16 protein-coding genes are annotated in these 16,798 nt (G+C 61.7%); 11 read left to right on the top strand and 5 right to left on the bottom strand.

The annotated features are described in order from the left end of the window. Nucleotides 1–124 precede the first annotated feature (124 nt). Entirely contained in the window at nucleotides 125–1,402 is a 1,278-nt protein-coding gene (gabT, locus tag CXQ82_RS01055; protein ID WP_101265355.1) for a 4-aminobutyrate--2-oxoglutarate transaminase, read from the top strand. Between the two features lie 139 nt (nucleotides 1,403–1,541). Next, nucleotides 1,542–2,750, top strand: a complete 1,209-nt coding sequence (locus CXQ82_RS01060) for an HDOD domain-containing protein (RefSeq protein ID WP_101265358.1) — start codon at nucleotides 1,542–1,544, stop codon at nucleotides 2,748–2,750. A 125-nt stretch (nucleotides 2,751–2,875) separates the two neighbouring features. On the opposite strand, the gene CXQ82_RS01065 is transcribed toward CXQ82_RS01060, so the two are convergent. Together CXQ82_RS01065 and desA are read right to left on the bottom strand one after the other, a co-directional pair. Further along, a complete protein-coding gene (locus CXQ82_RS01065; RefSeq protein ID WP_101265360.1) occupies nucleotides 2,876–3,877 on the bottom strand; it encodes a sensor domain-containing diguanylate cyclase in 1,002 nt (333 codons plus the stop codon). Nucleotides 3,878–4,065: 188 nt separating this feature from the next. Beyond that, the gene (gene desA, locus CXQ82_RS01070) at nucleotides 4,066–5,250 is read right to left on the bottom strand and encodes a delta-9 fatty acid desaturase DesA (RefSeq protein ID WP_101265362.1); all 1,185 of its coding nucleotides are present in this window, start codon (nucleotides 5,248–5,250) and stop codon (nucleotides 4,066–4,068) included. Between the two features lie 166 nt (nucleotides 5,251–5,416). Between desA and dibA the strand changes: the two genes are divergently transcribed. The 6 genes from dibA to CXQ82_RS01105 all read left to right on the top strand — a co-directional run bounded on the left by dibA (nucleotide 5,417) and on the right by CXQ82_RS01105 (nucleotide 11,829). Beyond that, nucleotides 5,417–7,330 carry a phosphodiesterase DibA gene (dibA, locus tag CXQ82_RS01075; protein WP_101265364.1) on the top strand — a complete coding sequence of 638 codons (1,914 nt, stop codon included), beginning with the start codon at nucleotides 5,417–5,419 and terminating at the stop codon, nucleotides 7,328–7,330. A 299-nt stretch (nucleotides 7,331–7,629) separates the two neighbouring features. Then, the gene (gene oscA / locus CXQ82_RS01080) at nucleotides 7,630–7,812 is read left to right on the top strand and encodes a sulfur starvation response protein OscA (RefSeq protein WP_010565387.1); all 183 of its coding nucleotides are present in this window, start codon (nucleotides 7,630–7,632) and stop codon (nucleotides 7,810–7,812) included. A gap of 75 nt (nucleotides 7,813–7,887) precedes the next feature. Further along, a complete protein-coding gene (locus CXQ82_RS01085; protein ID WP_053137687.1) occupies nucleotides 7,888–8,898 on the top strand; it encodes a sulfate ABC transporter substrate-binding protein in 1,011 nt (336 codons plus the stop codon). Between the two features lie 242 nt (nucleotides 8,899–9,140). Continuing rightward, nucleotides 9,141–9,959, top strand: a complete 819-nt coding sequence (gene cysT / locus CXQ82_RS01095) for a sulfate ABC transporter permease subunit CysT (protein WP_027607868.1) — start codon at nucleotides 9,141–9,143, stop codon at nucleotides 9,957–9,959. A 13-nt stretch (nucleotides 9,960–9,972) separates the two neighbouring features. Further along, nucleotides 9,973–10,845: a sulfate ABC transporter permease subunit CysW gene (cysW, locus tag CXQ82_RS01100; RefSeq protein ID WP_003218139.1), complete on the top strand. Its 873-nt coding sequence runs from the start codon at nucleotides 9,973–9,975 to the stop codon at nucleotides 10,843–10,845. Nucleotides 10,846–10,848: 3 nt separating this feature from the next. After that, the gene (locus CXQ82_RS01105) at nucleotides 10,849–11,829 is read left to right on the top strand and encodes a sulfate/molybdate ABC transporter ATP-binding protein (RefSeq protein WP_101265366.1); all 981 of its coding nucleotides are present in this window, start codon (nucleotides 10,849–10,851) and stop codon (nucleotides 11,827–11,829) included. Between the two features lie 64 nt (nucleotides 11,830–11,893). Here the strand turns inward: CXQ82_RS01105 and CXQ82_RS01110 are convergent, their stop codons facing one another. Next, nucleotides 11,894–12,421: a DUF962 domain-containing protein gene (locus tag CXQ82_RS01110; protein WP_101265368.1), complete on the bottom strand. Its 528-nt coding sequence runs from the start codon at nucleotides 12,419–12,421 to the stop codon at nucleotides 11,894–11,896. Nucleotides 12,422–12,504: 83 nt separating this feature from the next. On the opposite strand from CXQ82_RS01110, the gene CXQ82_RS01115 reads away from it, so the two are divergent. Both CXQ82_RS01115 and CXQ82_RS01120 read left to right on the top strand, forming a co-directional pair. Continuing rightward, complete coding sequence (locus CXQ82_RS01115; protein ID WP_101265370.1) at nucleotides 12,505–13,191, top strand: Crp/Fnr family transcriptional regulator; 687 nt, start codon at nucleotides 12,505–12,507, stop codon at nucleotides 13,189–13,191. Between the two features lie 38 nt (nucleotides 13,192–13,229). Then, nucleotides 13,230–13,595 carry a response regulator gene (locus CXQ82_RS01120; protein WP_101265372.1) on the top strand — a complete coding sequence of 122 codons (366 nt, stop codon included), beginning with the start codon at nucleotides 13,230–13,232 and terminating at the stop codon, nucleotides 13,593–13,595. A gap of 149 nt (nucleotides 13,596–13,744) precedes the next feature. Here CXQ82_RS01120 and CXQ82_RS01125 read toward each other — a convergent pair whose 3' ends face one another. Next, nucleotides 13,745–14,749: an AraC family transcriptional regulator gene (locus CXQ82_RS01125; protein WP_101265374.1), complete on the bottom strand. Its 1,005-nt coding sequence runs from the start codon at nucleotides 14,747–14,749 to the stop codon at nucleotides 13,745–13,747. A 100-nt stretch (nucleotides 14,750–14,849) separates the two neighbouring features. Here CXQ82_RS01125 and CXQ82_RS01130 point away from each other — a divergent pair, with 100 nt between their 5' ends. After that, nucleotides 14,850–15,944: a fatty acid desaturase gene (locus tag CXQ82_RS01130; RefSeq protein WP_101265376.1), complete on the top strand. Its 1,095-nt coding sequence runs from the start codon at nucleotides 14,850–14,852 to the stop codon at nucleotides 15,942–15,944. Here the strand turns inward: CXQ82_RS01130 and CXQ82_RS01135 are convergent. Next, nucleotides 15,835–16,770, bottom strand: a complete 936-nt coding sequence (locus CXQ82_RS01135; RefSeq protein WP_101265378.1) for a LysR family transcriptional regulator — start codon at nucleotides 16,768–16,770, stop codon at nucleotides 15,835–15,837. The genes CXQ82_RS01130 and CXQ82_RS01135 overlap by 110 nt on opposite strands. Between the last annotated feature and the right edge of the window lie 28 nt (nucleotides 16,771–16,798).

Raw genomic sequence — 16,798 nt, forward strand, 5'->3', positions numbered from 1 at the left:
TTCAAGACGTTATTCGTAGTGGCCGGGAAAGCTGTGGCAGTCGATCATCGCATGCTGCCGTAGTTGCCTCCCCGCCACGTATTCCTTGGACCACGCCACCCGATGAGTGGCGAATGAGGACTTTATGAGCAAGACCAACGCATCCCTGATGAAACGCCGCGAAGCCGCTGTACCGCGCGGTGTTGGCCAGATTCACCCGATCTTCGCTGAATCCGCGAAGAACGCCACCGTGACCGACGTTGAAGGTCGCGAGTTCATCGACTTCGCCGGCGGTATCGCCGTGCTGAACACCGGCCACGTGCACCCGAAAATCATCGCTGCCGTGACCGCACAGCTGAACAAGCTGACCCACACCTGCTTCCAGGTTCTGGCCTACGAGCCTTACGTTGAGCTGTGCGAAAAAATCAACGCCAAGGTCCCAGGTGATTTCGCCAAGAAAACCCTGCTGGTCACCACCGGTTCCGAAGCCGTCGAAAACGCCGTGAAAATCGCCCGCGCTGCCACTGGCCGTGCCGGCGTGATCGCCTTCACCGGCGCTTACCACGGCCGCACCATGATGACTCTGGGCCTCACCGGCAAAGTCGTGCCTTACTCGGCCGGCATGGGCCTGATGCCTGGCGGCGTGTTCCGCGCGCTGTTCCCGAACGAACTGCACGGCGTGAGCGACGACGATTCCATCGCCAGCATCGAACGTATCTTCAAGAACGATGCCGAGCCGCGTGATATCGCTGCCATCATCATCGAGCCGGTACAGGGCGAAGGCGGTTTCTACGTCGCGCCTAAATCCTTCATGAAGCGCCTGCGCGAACTGTGCGACAAGCACGGCATCCTGCTGATCGCCGACGAAGTGCAAACCGGTGCCGGCCGTACCGGTACCTTCTTCGCCATGGAACAGATGGGCGTTGCCGCCGACCTGACCACCTTCGCCAAATCCATCGCCGGCGGCTTCCCGCTGGCCGGTGTGTGCGGCAAGGCTGAATACATGGACGCCATCGCTCCAGGCGGCCTGGGCGGCACCTACGCCGGTAGCCCGATCGCCTGCGCCGCTGCGCTGGCGGTGATGGAAGTGTTTGAAGAAGAGCACCTGCTGGACCGCTGCAAGGCGGTTGGCGAGCGTCTGGTCAGCGGCCTCAAGGCTATCCAGGCCAAGTACCCGGTCATCGGTGAAGTGCGTGCACTGGGCGCGATGATCGCGGTCGAGCTGTTCGAGGGTGGCGACAGCCACAAGCCGAACGCCGCAGCCGTGGCTGCCGTGGTGGCCAAGGCGCGTGACAAGGGCCTGATCCTGCTGTCCTGCGGCACCTACGGCAACGTGTTGCGCGTGCTGGTGCCGCTGACCTCGCCGGATGAGCAGTTGGACAAAGGCTTGGCGATCATTGAAGAGTGCTTCTCCGAGTTGTAATCGGATGCTGATCTGATCGATAGAAAAAACCCGCTTCGGCGGGTTTTTTTATGCCCAGTGCCGCACATTCAGGCGTTGTTCATTGTACGTAGGCGCAACCATTGTCTAAGGTGCAAGCATTGCCGATGGAGCGTGCTGGATGACTGCTGTTGATTTGCCGGCTGTACCCCGAGTGTTGATTGCCGAGGCGGACCCTTGGTCGCGGGATCTGCTCAAGCAAGTGCTGTTGAATGTGCGCTGTGATGCGCGGCTGGATGTGTGTGCCGATGGCCAGCAGGCCGCCACACTGCTGCGCGAGAAGGCCTACGACTTGATCCTGGCGGATTGGGAGTTGCCGGGCATCGATGGCCTGAGCTTACTGCGCAACGTGCGTCAGACGCGTCGCTCGCCGTTGCTGCCGTTTATCCTGCTGAGCAGTCGCAATGACAGCGCCAGCGTGCGCGAAGCCTTGCCCCTGGCGCCCACGGCGTACCTGACCAAACCCCTGAACATGGAAAGCCTGACCCAGCGCCTGCAAGACTTGCTGCTGAACGAGGGCGAAAACGTGTACTGCGAGATTCCGCCGCTGGCGCCCGGCACGACCTTGCCGGTGTTCCTGGAGCGCCGCCGCGAAGCGTCCGACGGCGCGCCGTTGCGGGTCGACGTGAAAGCCGCCGTGCAATACGGCCTCGGGCCCGACGGCCTGGACCTCAAGCGCCTGGAAGACCGCGTGCGCATGGACCCGCAAATCACCGCCGTACTGATCGCCGCCGCCAACAGCGCCGGTCACCATGGCGCGCCAGTGCAGACGTTGCCTGCGGCGCTGCACAAGCTGGCTGCCGGGCAAAGCATGAACCTGATCCTGGGTCTGGCCCTCAAGCACAACGTGGTGCTGGGTGACCCTGCGCTGGTGGCATATGCCGAGCGCCACTGGCAGTTGTCCCAGGACACCGCCGACTACGCCCGCCGCTTGGCGCGCATGCTGGACCTGGACCATGAGCGCTGCTACAGCGCCGGCATCCTGCATCGGTTGGGCGACTTGGCATTGTTGCGTTGCCTGGAAGACTGGCGCCAGGGTGGCGGCGAGTTGGATGACGAGGCGATTGGTGAGTCGCTCTACACCTTTGGCGCCGCCTACGGTTCGGCGCTGCGCGCGCGCTGGCGTTTGCCTTTGGAGCTGCGCCAGTTGATCGCGGCGATTTATTCCCTGGAGGGCGGGGTGTATGCCCGGGATGCGCTGGTGGTGAACCTGGCGGCGCAAATGGCGCGGTTGACCGAGCACGAAGGGCTGGAAGAGTTGGCGGCGGGCAAGACCGCGCGGTTGCTGAAGGTGGGGTTGGCCGAGCTGATGCGGGTGCGCAAGGCCTAGTATTCAATGAGTTCAAATGTGGGAGGGGGCTTGCCCCCGATGAGGGAGTGTCAGTCAACTAATAAGTGACTGATACACCGCTATCGGGGGCAAGCCCCCTCCCACATTTGTCCGGTGTATATCCTTCAGCCCGCGATCACTCGATTCTTGCCCAGGCGCTTGGCCTCATACATGGCTGCATCAGCCCGTGCAAACAGGCTGTCGAGGGTCGAGTCGGCTTCGCTGAGGCTGGCTAGGCCTTGGCTGATGGTCACGTTGAACGCGTGGCCTTCAAAGCTGAAACTCAGTTCCTGAATCTCCTTGCCCAGGCGCTCGGCCACTTGCAGTGCCATCTCGGGTGCGCACCCCGGCAGTACGGCGGCAAACTCTTCGCCACCAATGCGCCCGAACAGGTCGCCACGGCGTAATACGCCTCGACCGCTCTCGGCGATACGCCGTAGCACCTGGTCGCCCTCCAGGTGGCCGTAGGTGTCGTTGACGTCCTTGAAGTCATCGATGTCCAGCAGCAGGAAGGCCAGCGGCGCGCCTTGGGCGCACGCGGTGTCGAACGCCTGGTTGGCGCATTCGAAGAAGTGCCGGCGGTTGCTGCTCTGGGTCAGCACGTCGGTGGTGGCGAGACGATGCAGCTCCAGCTCCAGCTGCTTTTTTTCGGTGATGTCCTCGGCCATGCCGACCACGATCAGCGGCTCGCCGGGTTCGACCTTCTGGTTGATGTAGCATTTGTCGCTCAGCCAGCGGATCTGCCCATCGGCGGTGATGATGCGGTACTCGCGGTCTTCCACGGCGCCCTGCTCCAGCACGCGGGCCAGGCTGTGTTCGGCGTAGTCGAGGTCTTCGGGGTGAATGCTGTTGCGCCATTCCCGATGGTCGGCCAGCAGCAGGCCAGCGGAACGGCCGAATATCCGCTCGTAGGCCGGGCTCACATAGAGCACACGGCGCGTCTCCCAATCGATGGCCCAGAGCACCGCGTTGACGCTGACCAGCAACGAACTCAACAGCTGCTCACGCTCGCTCAACCGCTCGACTTCTCCTTGGGCATGCACCAGCGCCAGCAGGGTGGCAGCCGCAGCCGGACGCGGATTTTCAGCGACAGGCGGATCGGGCAAGTAGGGATTTTCGTGAACCATCGGCACAACTCTCTCTGGGCGGGCCGCAGGATGGAACAGCGGTCACTACAAGGGGCCACCATGATGGCGAAGTGTTCATTGAGAGAGGCGAATTGCAGTGAAGTTCCGTCAACGGTACCGATTGGCGGTGCCCGGTAAATGACGTCAAAAAGCCGATGAGTGGGAGGGAAGGCCCTCCCACAGCATGGTCAGACCGCTGCAGGACGCAGGGAATAAGTCTTCAATTGGTGGGCAAAATCCCGCAGGGACTGGATGCCGCTGGCCTCGGCCTCATGCACCCATTCCTTGATGGCCGCCAGCATATCGTGGCCATTGGTGCTGGTCTTGAGCCAGATCTGCTGCAGCGCCAGGCGCTTTTCGTAGATCACTTTAAGGGCCTGGCTGTGTTCCAGCATGCCCTGGATGCGCAGGTGGTGGCGGTCGTCCAGCAGGCTGGTTTCACGCGACAGCAAGCGCTTGGCACGGTGGAACTGGTGGCGCACCGAGTGATCGACCTTTTCCAGTTCCTGCTTGACCAGCGGGCCGATCACCAACTTGCGGTACTGGGCCATGATCTGGAAGCGGTTGTTGAGGATCGCCATGGCGGTGTCCATGTCCAGGTGGCCTTTGCCCTCGACGCGGTGGGCAATCGGCGCGACGCGCTGCACCTTGGCCAGGCGCAGGAAGCTGAACAGTTTTATCCACGCCCAGCCCAGGTCGAATTCCCACTTCTTCACCGATAACTTGGCCGAGTTGGGGTAGGTGTGGTGGTTGTTGTGCAGCTCTTCGCCGCCCACGATGATGCCCCACGGCACCAGGTTGGTGGCGGCGTCGCGGCATTCGAAGTTGCGGTAGCCCACGGCATGCCCCAGGCCGTTGATCACGCCGGCGGCCCAGAACGGGATCCACATCATCTGGATCGCCCAGATGGTGATGCCGATGGTGCCGAACAGCAGCAGGTCGATCACGCCCATGATCGCCACGCCCAGCAGCGGGTAGGGGGTGTAGAGCTTGCGTTCGATCCAGTCGTCCGGGCAGTTCTTGCCGTAGATGCGCAGGGTCTCAGGGTTCTCTGCTTCGGCGCGGTACAGCTCGGCGCCTTTGCGTAACACCGTGGACAGGCCCTTGATCACCGGGCTGTGCGGGTCATCGACGGTTTCGCATTTAGCATGGTGCTTGCGGTGGATGGCGGTCCACTCGCGGGTGTTCTGCGCCGTGGTCAGCCACAGCCAGAAGCGGAAGAAGTGTTTCAGGCCGGCATTCAGCTCCAGGGAGCGATGGGCTGAATAGCGATGCAGATAAACCGTGACCCCAACAATGGTCACGTGGGTCATCAACAGGGTGACCGCCACCAGCTGCCAGGCTGACAGGTCAAGAAAACCGTTGTACCACATAGGCTGTATGGCCCTCAGATAAAGAAAAGAACAGCTCATGCATTATCACTAAGCCTACAGAGAAAACCAGCCGCCCTTTCAGATAGGAGTGACGGGATGTTTCTTATTCTATAATCCCCAGCCTTTGTAGGGCGATCGTGTTTTTTGGTTAAGGATTACTGAGCATATGCTGTTTTCATACCGAGGTGCCCTGCGTGCGGGGCTGGTATACCTGCTGGTTTCGATTCTGTGGCTAGGGCTCAGCAACGATTTATTGATCAACTTTCTCGATGACCCGCGGGAGTTGGGGCGCTGGCTGCAGGTGCGCGGGTACGTGTGGGTGGCCTTCAGCGCACTGGCCATTTATCTGATCTGCGCGCGTTTTGCCCGGGCCCATCAGCTGCAGCAACCGCTCAAGGAAAACCGCGAACGCCTGCGCCAGGCTGCGGCGGTGTTCGATAGCACCCGCGAAGGCGTGCTGGTCACCGATGCACAGGGGCTGATCGTGCATGTGAACCGGGCCTTCATGGCGATCACCGGCTATCAGCGCGAAGACGTCTTGGGCCAGCAGCCGAGCCTGTTCAAGTCCGGTCGCCATTCGTCGAAATTTTATCAACAGATGTTCCAGAGCCTCGAGCGCACCGGGGAATGGAGCGGTGAAATCTGGAACCGGCGCAAAAGCGGCGAAATTTACCCACAGTGGCAAACCATCCGCGTGATCCACGATGACCAGGGCCAGGTCAGCCACTACGTCGCGGTGTTTTCCGACATCAGCGCCATCAAGCACTCCGAGCACGAGCTGGCTCACCTGGCCCATCACGACCCCCTCACCGACCTGCCCAACCGTCTGCTGTTTACCGACCGCGCCGAGCAGGCGCTGGCCTCTGCGCAACTGCACAAGCGCGGTTGCGCCCTGTTGTTGCTGGACCTGGACCACTTCAAGATCATCAACGACAGCCTCGGTCATAACGTCGGCGACCAGTTGCTCAAGTGTGTGGGCGAGCGGCTCAAGGGGCTGTTCGGCCCCGGCGTGACCCTGGCGCGGCTGGGTGGGGATGAGTTCGCGGTGCTCGCGGAAAGTTGTCCACAGGTGGTGCAGGCGGCGGCCTTGGCGCAGCGTATGTTGGAGGCGATGAAGCAGCCGTTCATTTTCGATGGGCACCAACTGTTTATCAGCGCCAGCATTGGCATCAGCCTGTTCCCCAATGACGCCTTGAGCGCCGAACAGCTGCTGCGCAACGCCGATTCCGCGCTGTTCAAGGCCAAGAGCGCGGGCCGCGAAGGCTACGCGCTGTACACCGAAGAACTCACCGCCCATGCGCAAAACCGCGTGGAAATCGCCGGCGAGCTGCGCCGCGCCCTCGACCAGCAGGAGCTGCGCGTCTACTACCAACCCGTGCACGACCTGCACACCAGCCGCCTGGTTGGCGTCGAAGCGCTGGTGCGTTGGCAGCACCCGGAGCGCGGCTTGGTGCCGCCGGGCGAATTTATCCCCATCGCCGAACGCACCGGGTTGATTGCCGATATCGATGGCTGGGTGATGGACCAGGCCTGCCGGCAGATGTGCCAATGGCTGGCCGACGGCGCGCCGCTGGGTTTTATCGCCATTAATGTGTCCAGCCGCCTGTTTGCCCGACGGGAACTGTACGAGCAAGTCGCCCAGGTGCTGCACGACACCGGCCTGGATCCGGCCGTCCTTGAGCTGGAAGTGACTGAAAGCGCGGTGATGGATGACCCGGAAGTGGCCCTGGAGCAACTGCACCGCCTGCGCGAACTGGGTTTACGCCTGGCCATCGACGATTTTGGCACCGGCTATTCCTCGTTGCTGCGCCTCAAGCGCCTGCCGGTGCAGAAACTCAAGATCGACCAGGGCTTTGTCGCCGGCTTGCCATGGGATGAAGACGACGCGGCGATTGTGCGCGTGGTGATCGCGTTGGCGAAAAGCATGGGCATGCAGGTGCACGCCGAAGGGATCGAGCAGGTGGAGCAAGCGCGGTTTCTGCTCGACCAGCAGTGCGATTTTGGGCAGGGGTATTGGTTTGGGCGGCCGATGCCGGCAAATGAATTGGATTGGGACCGCACGCCCTCTATCAGAACTTGAAATACAGTCAAATGTGGGAGGGGGCTTGCCCCCGATTGCAGTGTGTCAGCCAGCAGATCTGATACTGATACACCGCCATCGGGGGCAAGCCCCCTCCCACATTTGAATCTCTCAAGGCTTAATTTCAGCACAAGCTGCCAAAATCTGCTCGCAACCCCACGTCCCATCAGAAAATTCTTTCTGGTTATATAAACATTCTTAAATAGTATTTTTAAGAATATCCGCGCTTATCTACTATCGCCCTCACGCCGCAAGCAGTGCCGCCACTGCGAGGCACTATTCATTTCAGGAGCGAGACCATGAGCGCATCTCTACGTAGCGTCGACGGCCAGGACGAAGCAGCCATTTTGCGTGAGATCCAGAGCGCCCTGCGCGATCTGCGGTTTGGCGCGGTGGAAATCACTGTGCATAACGCGCAAGTGGTACAGATCGAACGCAAAGAAAAATTCCGTTTGCAGAACCCGGGTAACAAACCGGCTTAAGCAGAAACGGCGATTCGCATGCTAGACCCGCAACTATAAGAAAAAGCCAACACCCCAGAATTTCAGGAGCCTTCTATGTCGTCGATTCGCCGTTATGCCCTGGCCGCCCTGGCCAGTGCCGTGTTTGCCGGTTCCGCCGTTGCCAAGGACTACGAGTTACTCAACGTCTCGTACGACCCTACCCGTGAGCTGTACCAGGACTACAACGCAGAGTTCACCAACTTCTGGAAACAGTCCCACCCGGGCGACAACGTCAAGATCCAGCAATCCCACGGCGGTTCGGGCAAGCAAGGCCGGGCCGTGATCGACGGCCTGCGCGCCGACGTTGTAACCCTGGCCCTGGCCGGTGACATCGACGAAATCGCCAAGCTGGGCAAGACCCTGCCGGAAAACTGGCAGACCCGCCTGCCGGACGCCAGCACCCCGTACACCTCGACCATCGTGTTCCTGGTGCGCAAGGGCAACCCTAAAGGCATCAAGGACTGGGGCGACCTGATCAAGAAAGACGTGTCGGTGATCACGCCGAACCCGAAAACCTCCGGCGGCGCCCGCTGGAACTTCCTCGCCGCCTGGGCCTACGGCCTCAAATCCGGTGGCAGCGAAGCCAAGGCCCAGGAATACGTGAAAGAGCTGTTCAAGCACGTGCCGATCCTCGATACCGGCGCACGTGGTTCGACCATCACCTTCGTCAACAACGGTCAGGGCGACGTGTTGCTGGCCTGGGAAAACGAAGCGTTCCTGGCCCTGAAAGAAGACGGCGGCGCCGACAAGTTCGACATCGTCGTACCGTCCCTGTCGATCCTCGCGGAGCCGCCAGTGGCCGTGGTCGACAAGAACGCCGAGAAAAAGGGCAACACCGAAATCGCTACCGAATACCTGAAACACCTGTACAGCCCGGCTGGCCAGGAGATTGCGGCAAAAAACTTCTACCGCCCACGCGATGCAAAAGTGGCCGCCAAATACGCCCAGCAGTTCCCGAAACTGGACCTGGTGACTATCGACAAAGACTTCGGCGGCTGGAAAACTGCCCAACCGAAATTCTTTAACGACGGTGGCGTGTTCGACCAGATCTACACGGCGCAGTAAGCCAAAGTACCTGTAGGAGCCCGCTTTCTGTGGAAAGGCGCCTACTGTGGTGAGGGAGCTTGCTCCCGTTGGGTTGCGAAGCAGCCCCAAACCCGGCGACCGAGATGCAGCTGATGCAACGCGGGATCCGATTTGGGAGCGCTTCGCCCTCCAACGGGAGCAAGCTCCCTCGCCACAGTAGGTCTCCTTTGCCTATGTGGTGTGCTCCTACAGTGGTTTCTACCTTTTAACCAAGGACTCTTATGTCGCGTCGTATTTCCCCCGTCATACCCGGCTTCGGGCTGACGCTGGGCTACACCGTGGTGTACCTCAGCCTGATCGTACTCATCCCCCTCGCGGCGATGTTTGTACACGCCGCTCAACTTACCTGGGATCAGTTCTGGAACATCATCTCCGCACCGCGCGTGCTGGCGGCGTTGAAACTGAGCTTCAGCACCGCGTTATACGCCGCGCTGATCAACGGCGTGATCGGCACGCTGCTGGCCTGGGTACTGGTGCGCTACACCTTCCCCGGCCGCAAGATCATCGATGCGATGATCGACCTGCCATTCGCCCTGCCCACCGCCGTGGCCGGTATTGCGCTGACCGCGCTGTACACGCCGACGGGGTTGGTCGGCCAGTTCGCCGCTGACCTGGGCTTCAAGATCGCCTACAGTCCGCTGGGTATCACCCTGGCGCTGACCTTCGTCACGCTGCCGTTCGTGGTGCGTACGGTGCAGCCGGTGCTGGCCGATATCCCCCGGGAAATCGAAGAAGCCGCCGCCTGCCTGGGCGCCAAGCCGCTGCAGGTGTTCCGCTACATCCTCGTGCCTGCGTTGCTGCCTGCCTGGCTGACCGGTTTCGCCCTGGCGTTTGCCCGTGGCGTGGGTGAGTACGGTTCGGTGATTTTCATCGCCGGCAACATGCCGATGAAAACCGAGATCCTGCCGCTGCTGATCATGGTCAAGCTCGACCAGTACGACTACCGCGGCGCCACTTCCATTGGTGTGCTGATGCTGGTGGTTTCCTTTGTCTTGCTGCTGCTGATCAACTTGTTGCAGCGGCGCATCGAACGTCCATAAGGAGGCGCGGAACATGTCCCAATCGTCTATTTCCGCCGCGTCCTCGGCCAATGCTGCCCGCCGTGGCAGCGCAGTGTCGCGACGTATCCTGATCAGCCTCGGCTGGCTGGTGTTCTTCCTGTTCCTGCTGCTGCCGCTGTTTATCGTGGTATCCCAGGGCTTGAAAAACGGCCTTGGCGCGTTTTTCACCGCGATCCTCGAACCCGACGCGCTGTCGGCATTGAAACTCACGGTAATCGCCGTGGTGATTTCGGTGCCGCTCAACGTGGTGTTCGGCGTCAGCGCCGCCTGGTGCGTGAGCAAGTACTCGTTCCGTGGCAAAAGCATCCTGGTGACGCTGATCGACCTGCCGTTCTCGGTCTCGCCGGTGATCGCGGGCCTGGTCTACGTGTTGATGTTCGGTGCCCAGGGCTTCTTCGGGCCGTGGCTGCAAGACCATGACATCCAGATCGTGTTCGCCTTGCCGGGCATCGTGCTCGCCACCATCTTCGTCACCGTGCCGTTCGTGGCCCGTGAACTGATCCCGCTGATGCAAGAGCAGGGCACCCAGGAAGAAGAGGCCGCGCGCCTGCTGGGCGCCAATGGCTGGCAGATGTTCTGGCACGTAACTGTGCCGAACATCAAATGGGGCCTGATCTATGGCGTGGTGCTGTGTACCGCGCGGGCCATGGGTGAGTTCGGCGCGGTGTCGGTGGTGTCCGGCCACATTCGCGGCGTGACCAACACCTTGCCGCTGCACGTCGAGATCCTCTACAACGAATACAACCATGTCGCCGCGTTTGCCGTCGCGAGCCTGTTGCTGATCCTGGCGCTCTTTATCCTGCTGCTCAAGCAGTGGAGCGAGAACCGTATCAACCGCCTGCGCAAAAGCGCCGGTGAGGAATAAGTCATGTCGATCGAAGTCCGTAATGTCAGCAAGAATTTCAACGCCTTCAAGGCCCTGAACAGCATCAATCTGGATATCCAGAGTGGCGAACTGGTGGCGTTGCTGGGCCCGTCCGGCTGCGGTAAAACCACCTTGCTGCGCATTATTGCCGGCCTGGAAACCCCGGATGACGGCAGCATCGTGTTCCACGGTGAAGACGTGTCCGGCCACGATGTGCGCGATCGCAACGTCGGCTTCGTGTTCCAGCACTACGCGCTGTTCCGCCATATGACCGTGTTCGATAACGTCGCCTTCGGCCTGCGCATGAAGCCGAAAAACCAGCGCCCGAACGAAAGCCAGATCGCCAGCAAAGTGCACGAACTGCTGAACATGGTGCAGCTGGATTGGTTGTCGGATCGCTACCCGGAGCAACTCTCCGGTGGCCAGCGCCAGCGTATCGCCCTGGCCCGCGCCCTGGCGGTCGAGCCCAAGGTGCTGCTGCTGGACGAACCCTTCGGCGCCCTCGACGCCAAGGTACGTAAAGAGCTGCGCCGCTGGTTGGCCCGCCTGCACGAAGATATCAACCTGACCTCGGTGTTCGTGACCCACGACCAGGAAGAGGCCATGGAAGTCGCCGACCGTATCGTGGTGATGAACAAGGGGGTGATCGAGCAGATCGGCTCACCGGGCGAAGTCTACGAAAACCCGGCCAGCGATTTTGTTTACCACTTCCTCGGCGACTCCAACCGCCTGCACCTGGGTGAAGACCAACACGTGCTGTTCCGCCCGCACGAAGTGTCGTTGTCGCGGCATGAACTGGAAGATCACCATGCGGCTGAGGTGCGTGATATCCGGCCGCTGGGGGCTACTACGCGGGTGACCCTGAAAGTGGAAGGCCAGAGCGAGCTGATCGAAGCTGAAGTGGTAAAAGACCATGACAGCCTCACCGGATTGGCCCGTGGCGAGACCCTGTTCTTCAAACCCAAGGTCTGGCAAAAAGCCTAAGCACACCGCAAAACCAAATGTTGAAATGGGGTCAATGTGGGAGGGGGCAAGCCCCCTCCCACATTTAGATTTCACTTGGCGTTAGATCGCGGCGGGCTACTGGCCCTGAGCGCTGCTCAATCTGCTGCTTGAGCCCCTGCCGCAACCCCAGCAAAAACGCCAATTCCGCCACCACAAACAACGGCCCCACAATCAGCCCGGACACGTCATCCACAAACGCCGGCTTCTTGCCCTCGTAGTAGTGCCCGACAAACTGAATCACCCAGCCCACCACAAACATCCCGACACCGCTGCTGAGCCACACCAACGTGCTCTGCGCCGCCAGCACGTGCCCGGCCCACACCGATAGGCCCATCAGCACGCTCATCAGCACGCCCAGCGCCAGTTCCAGGCGCAGGTAAAACCACGCCGACAACAGCGCGACAATCACCGCAGGTGAGATCCAGAGGCCGCCCACCGCCCATTCAGGGCGTGATAGCAGCACGGCCACCGCCACCACAATCAAGGGGATGCCGATAAAATGGCTGGCGATATTGCGCGGGTCGCGGTGGTAGGCGGCGTATTGACTGAGGTGGTCGACGAGGCTTTTCATTGTTGTTCCTCCTGTAGGATGTTTGATCATGCCCTGTCAGCCTGCGACCAACTGTCAGCTGGGCGACAATCTTCGGAGTTCTCATGGATGTAGAGCAATGGCGCGCCCGGTTGGCCGCCGGGCACTGGTTCAGCCACTTGCCCGCCCCCTTTCAGCATAGCCTGCTGGCCCATGCGCGGCTGCGGCAGCTGACGGCGGGGCAATACCTGTTCAAGCGTGGCGACCCACCTTGTGGCCTGTATGCGGTGCTCGAAGGCGCGCTGCGGGTCAGCGCCGTGAGTGAGCAGGGCAAGGAGGCTGTGTTGAGCCTGGTGGAGTCGCCTTTCTGGTTCGGCGAAATCTGCCTGTTCGACGGCCTGCCGCGCACCCATGATGCCTGCGCCGTAGGGCCTTGCACCCTGTTGCAGGTGCCACAGCAGGCGCTGCTTCGGGTCCTCGATCAAGCCCCACAGTACTGGCGCGACCTGGCGTTGTTGATGAGCCAGAAGCTGCGCCTGAGTTTTATCGGCCTGGAACAGTTGAGCCTGATGCCGGCGTCGGTGCGCCTGGCCCACCGGTTGTTGATGATCATTGAGGGTTACGGCGACATGGACCCCGCAAAACGCGTGCTGCAACTGCCCCAGGAAGACCTGGCGGCGATGCTGAGCCTGTCGCGCCAGACCACCAACGCTTTGCTCAAGGACCTGCAAGCCCAAGGCATCGTGCGCCTGGGCTACGGCGAGATCGAAATCCTCGACCCACAGCGCCTGCGCGAGGCGGCGCACCCCTGAGGGTGGTAGCCTGCACGTCTGATCAATCGAGGTGTGTTATGCGTGTGCTGCTAGTGGAACATGAAACCGACGAGGCACGGCGGATGGCCCAGGGCTTGAACGAGGCCGGCTACAACGTGGAAGTCGCGGCGAATGGCATGGCGGCGCAGCGCTTTGTCGAAAGCACCGAGTACGACCTGGTGATCCTGGATGTGATGCTGCCCGGGCTGAATGCCTGGAAGTTGCAGCAAGCGGTGCGCTTGAAGGGCGCCACGCCGCTGTTGTTTTTGACCACGCCGGGCGGGATTGAAGACCGCTTGCGGGGATTGGAGCTGCATGAGGACGATTATTTGCTCAAGCCGTTTGAGGCCAAGGCCCTGGTGATGCGGGTGAAGAAGGTTTTGCGGCGGGATCGGGGCCGCTGATTGATCTGGAATGTCTGGTGCCTGAGCTATTGCCATCGGGGGCAAGTCGAATCGTCGCACCGCCCCTCCCACATTTGAATGTATTCACAAATCAAAAGGTGGGAGGGGGCTTGCCCCCGATGAGGCCCTCACAATCACCACAAATCCACCTACCGCAACCCATCCCGAAACTGCCCCGGCGTCATCCCCGTCCAACGCTTGAATGCGCGGTTAAAGCTGCTGGTATCAGCAAATCCCAACAGATGACTGATCTCCGCCAACGAACACTGCGGATCCCGCAGATGCAGCAACGCCAGGTTCTGCCGGCACTCATTCAGCAACGCATCAAACCGACACCCCTCATCCGCCAGGTGCCGTTGCAAGCTGCGCAGGCTCAAGTGCAAGGCCTGGGCGACCCGTTCCGCACTTGGCTCGCCGTCGGGCAATTGCGCCTCGATAACACCGCGCACCTTGCGCTCCCACGTCAGCGGTTGCAGTTGGGCCAGGGTGCGCTTGAGCACGGTTTCGTTGTGTTCGGCCAGCTCGGGGTTGGCGTCGTCCAGGTGGCTGTCGAAATCCTGGGCGGCAAATTCAATCCGGTCTTCCTCGGCGGCAAAAAACACTGGCGCGCGAAACACCGTGTGCCACGGCGTGGGGTCGGCCGGTGGCGGGCGGCGTAGGTACACCGCCAGCGGCGCGTAATCGCGGCCCAGTCGGTTGCGGCAGGTGCGCACATAAATCGCGGCAAACGCGTCGATGGCCTCCAGCGCCGGCGCCGGGCTGCCTGGCGGTTGCAACAGACGGAAACGGTAACGTTCGCCTTCGCGACTCAGCTCCAGCGCCAGGGCATCGCTGACCACCTGGTGGTAGCGCACGATGCGCTCGAACACCTCGCGCAGGCTGCCACTGGCCACCAAGGCATACCCCAACGCATGAAAAGTCGTGGGGCTGACAAACCGCGACACTCGCAAGCCGATCGCCGGATCGCCGCTGGCCTGCACCGCCAATTCCCACAGGCGGGTGGTGGCCGACAGCGGGTAGCGTGCATTCGGGTCGTCCATCTGCTGCGGATCCAGCCCGGCCTGGGCGCACAGCGCGGCGCTGTCGAGGCCCAAGGCGTCGAGTTGCTTGCGCAGGGCGCGGGTCCAGCTGGCGAGGGAAGTGGGTTCGGTCATGACGATTGGCGCTTGCGGTCAACAGGTTGGCGTGTGGGGCTAGCAGGCTGCACGTGGGCCTGGTGCAGGATGGAAGCCTCGATAACCAGAGGATGGAAGCATGGACGGTACTTCTGCAAGTCCCCAGCAGATGAACGCGCAACAGCGTTCGGCGCATATCCGTGAAGTGGTGCTGGCCGAAGGCGTGCGCCTGCGCCAGCAGCACCCCTGGCTGCTGCACCAGGACGCGTTGGGCGCGGGCATCCTGGCCGTTGCCCTGCTGGGCATGCTTGGCTCAGCGGCGCTGTATATCAGCGGGCACATGGCCTGGTGGGTGTGCCTGTTGCTCAATGCCTTCTTCGCCTCGCTGACCCACGAGCTGGAACACGACCTGATCCACAGCATGTACTTTCGCAAGCAGCGCCTGCCCCACAACCTGATGATGGGCCTGGTGTGGCTGGCGCGGCCGAGCACCATCAACCCGTGGATTCGCCGCCACCTGCACCTCAACCATCACAAAGTGTCGGGCACCGAAACCGATATGGAGGAGCGCGCCATCACCAACGGCGAGCCCTGGGGTTTTGCGCGGTTGTTGATGGTCGGCGATAACGTGATGTCGGCGTTTATCCGCATGCTGCGCGCCAAGACCTGGGGCCACAAACTCAAGATCCTCAAGCGCTCGCTGCTGGTGTACGCACCGCTGGCGCTGCTGCACTGGGGCGCCTGGTACATCTTCCTCGGTTTCCACGCTGCCAACGGCATCGCCGGCCTGATGGGCGTGCCGATCGAGTGGTCAGCCGGCACCTTGCAGATGATGCAGGTGATCGACATCGCCGCCGTGGTGATCATCGGCCCCAACGTGTTGCGCACCTTTTGCCTGCACTTTGTCAGCTCCAACATGCACTACTACGGCGACGTTGAACTGGGCAATGTGATCCAGCAAACCCAAGTGCTCAACCCTTGGTGGATGTGGCCGTTGCAGGCGTTCTGCTTCAACTTCGGCAGCACCCACGGCATCCATCACTTTGTGGTGAAGGAACCGTTTTACATCCGCCAGATGACCGCCAGGGTGGCGCACAAAGTGATGGCTGAGATGGGCGTGCGCTTCAATGATTTCGGGACGTTTGCGCGGGCCAATCGGCTCGGTTTTCCACCGCCAGCAGGGTCTCTATCAGTGCCTTCGCCGCAGGCGACAAGCGCACCCCAGCGCGGCTGATCACCCCGCAGCGGTTGTTCAGGCTGTCCAGGGCGGGGGGCAGGTTGCGCCAGTGCAGCACCTGCAACTCGCCGCTGGCGAAGGCGTCGACGAAGGCCTCTTCGGCGCCCAGGCCGATGGCGTCGGACTGGCGCACGATGGTCGCCAGTGCGGCGAATTGCTCAAGTTCGATGGCGGGCGCGAAGTCGATGCGCCCACTCAGGTTGGCCAGCAGTTTGCGAATGCCCGGTGCGATCAGGGGCGTGGCCAACGGGTAGTCGAACAGGTCGTTGGTGGACAGGCTGTCCTTGGCCAACAGCGGGTGCCCATCACGACAGAAAAACACGCTGCGCCGGGGCGTCAGGGCCTGGGTCTGGAAGTTCGGTTCGGCTTCGAAGTGGCGCACGTCGGCGATAAAAAATTCGATCTCTTCACGGCTCAGGCTGCGCCCGAGGCGTTCCCAGTTATCCACCTGCAGCGCGCTGCGCACCTTCGGGTAGGTCGTGACAAACCGCGCCATGGCCTGAGGCACCAGGTTGACGGCGGCCACCGCATCGCTGCCAAACCGCACCTCGCCGGCGTCGAGCTTGGTCATGCGCGTCACTTCATGGCTGAGCAACGCCGCACCCTGCACCAGGCTCAAGGCGTGTTGCAGCACCACCTGGCCTTCGGGGGTGGGGCGCAGGTCTTTGTTGGCGCGGTCCACCAGCACGCAGCCGAATTCCTGCTCCAGGCCCTGGATGCTGCGGCTGAATGCCGGCTGGGTGATGCCCATGGCGTCAGCCGCGCGCACGAAACTGCGGTGTTCGTTGAGCGCGATGAAGTAGCGCAGTTGGCGAAGGTCCATGGCGTGCCCGGCATCCTGTAGGAGAACC

Origin of the sequence: Pseudomonas sp. S09G 359, assembly GCF_002843605.1 — a bacterium.
In the GTDB taxonomy this organism is placed as follows: domain Bacteria; phylum Pseudomonadota; class Gammaproteobacteria; order Pseudomonadales; family Pseudomonadaceae; genus Aquipseudomonas.

Coding starts and splice junctions, on each gene's coding strand:
- gabT (WP_101265355.1), top strand. CDS start 125: ATGAGCAAGACCAACGCATCCCTGATGAAACGCCGCGAAGCCGCTGTA.
- CXQ82_RS01060 (WP_101265358.1), top strand. CDS start 1,542: ATGACTGCTGTTGATTTGCCGGCTGTACCCCGAGTGTTGATTGCCGAG.
- CXQ82_RS01065 (WP_101265360.1), bottom strand. CDS start 3,877: ATGGTTCACGAAAATCCCTACTTGCCCGATCCGCCTGTCGCTGAAAAT.
- desA (WP_101265362.1), bottom strand. CDS start 5,250: ATGTGGTACAACGGTTTTCTTGACCTGTCAGCCTGGCAGCTGGTGGCG.
- dibA (WP_101265364.1), top strand. CDS start 5,417: ATGCTGTTTTCATACCGAGGTGCCCTGCGTGCGGGGCTGGTATACCTG.
- oscA (WP_010565387.1), top strand. CDS start 7,630: ATGAGCGCATCTCTACGTAGCGTCGACGGCCAGGACGAAGCAGCCATT.
- CXQ82_RS01085 (WP_053137687.1), top strand. CDS start 7,888: ATGTCGTCGATTCGCCGTTATGCCCTGGCCGCCCTGGCCAGTGCCGTG.
- cysT (WP_027607868.1), top strand. CDS start 9,141: ATGTCGCGTCGTATTTCCCCCGTCATACCCGGCTTCGGGCTGACGCTG.
- cysW (WP_003218139.1), top strand. CDS start 9,973: ATGTCCCAATCGTCTATTTCCGCCGCGTCCTCGGCCAATGCTGCCCGC.
- CXQ82_RS01105 (WP_101265366.1), top strand. CDS start 10,849: ATGTCGATCGAAGTCCGTAATGTCAGCAAGAATTTCAACGCCTTCAAG.
- CXQ82_RS01110 (WP_101265368.1), bottom strand. CDS start 12,421: ATGAAAAGCCTCGTCGACCACCTCAGTCAATACGCCGCCTACCACCGC.
- CXQ82_RS01115 (WP_101265370.1), top strand. CDS start 12,505: ATGGATGTAGAGCAATGGCGCGCCCGGTTGGCCGCCGGGCACTGGTTC.
- CXQ82_RS01120 (WP_101265372.1), top strand. CDS start 13,230: ATGCGTGTGCTGCTAGTGGAACATGAAACCGACGAGGCACGGCGGATG.
- CXQ82_RS01125 (WP_101265374.1), bottom strand. CDS start 14,749: ATGACCGAACCCACTTCCCTCGCCAGCTGGACCCGCGCCCTGCGCAAG.
- CXQ82_RS01130 (WP_101265376.1), top strand. CDS start 14,850: ATGGACGGTACTTCTGCAAGTCCCCAGCAGATGAACGCGCAACAGCGT.
- CXQ82_RS01135 (WP_101265378.1), bottom strand. CDS start 16,770: ATGGACCTTCGCCAACTGCGCTACTTCATCGCGCTCAACGAACACCGC.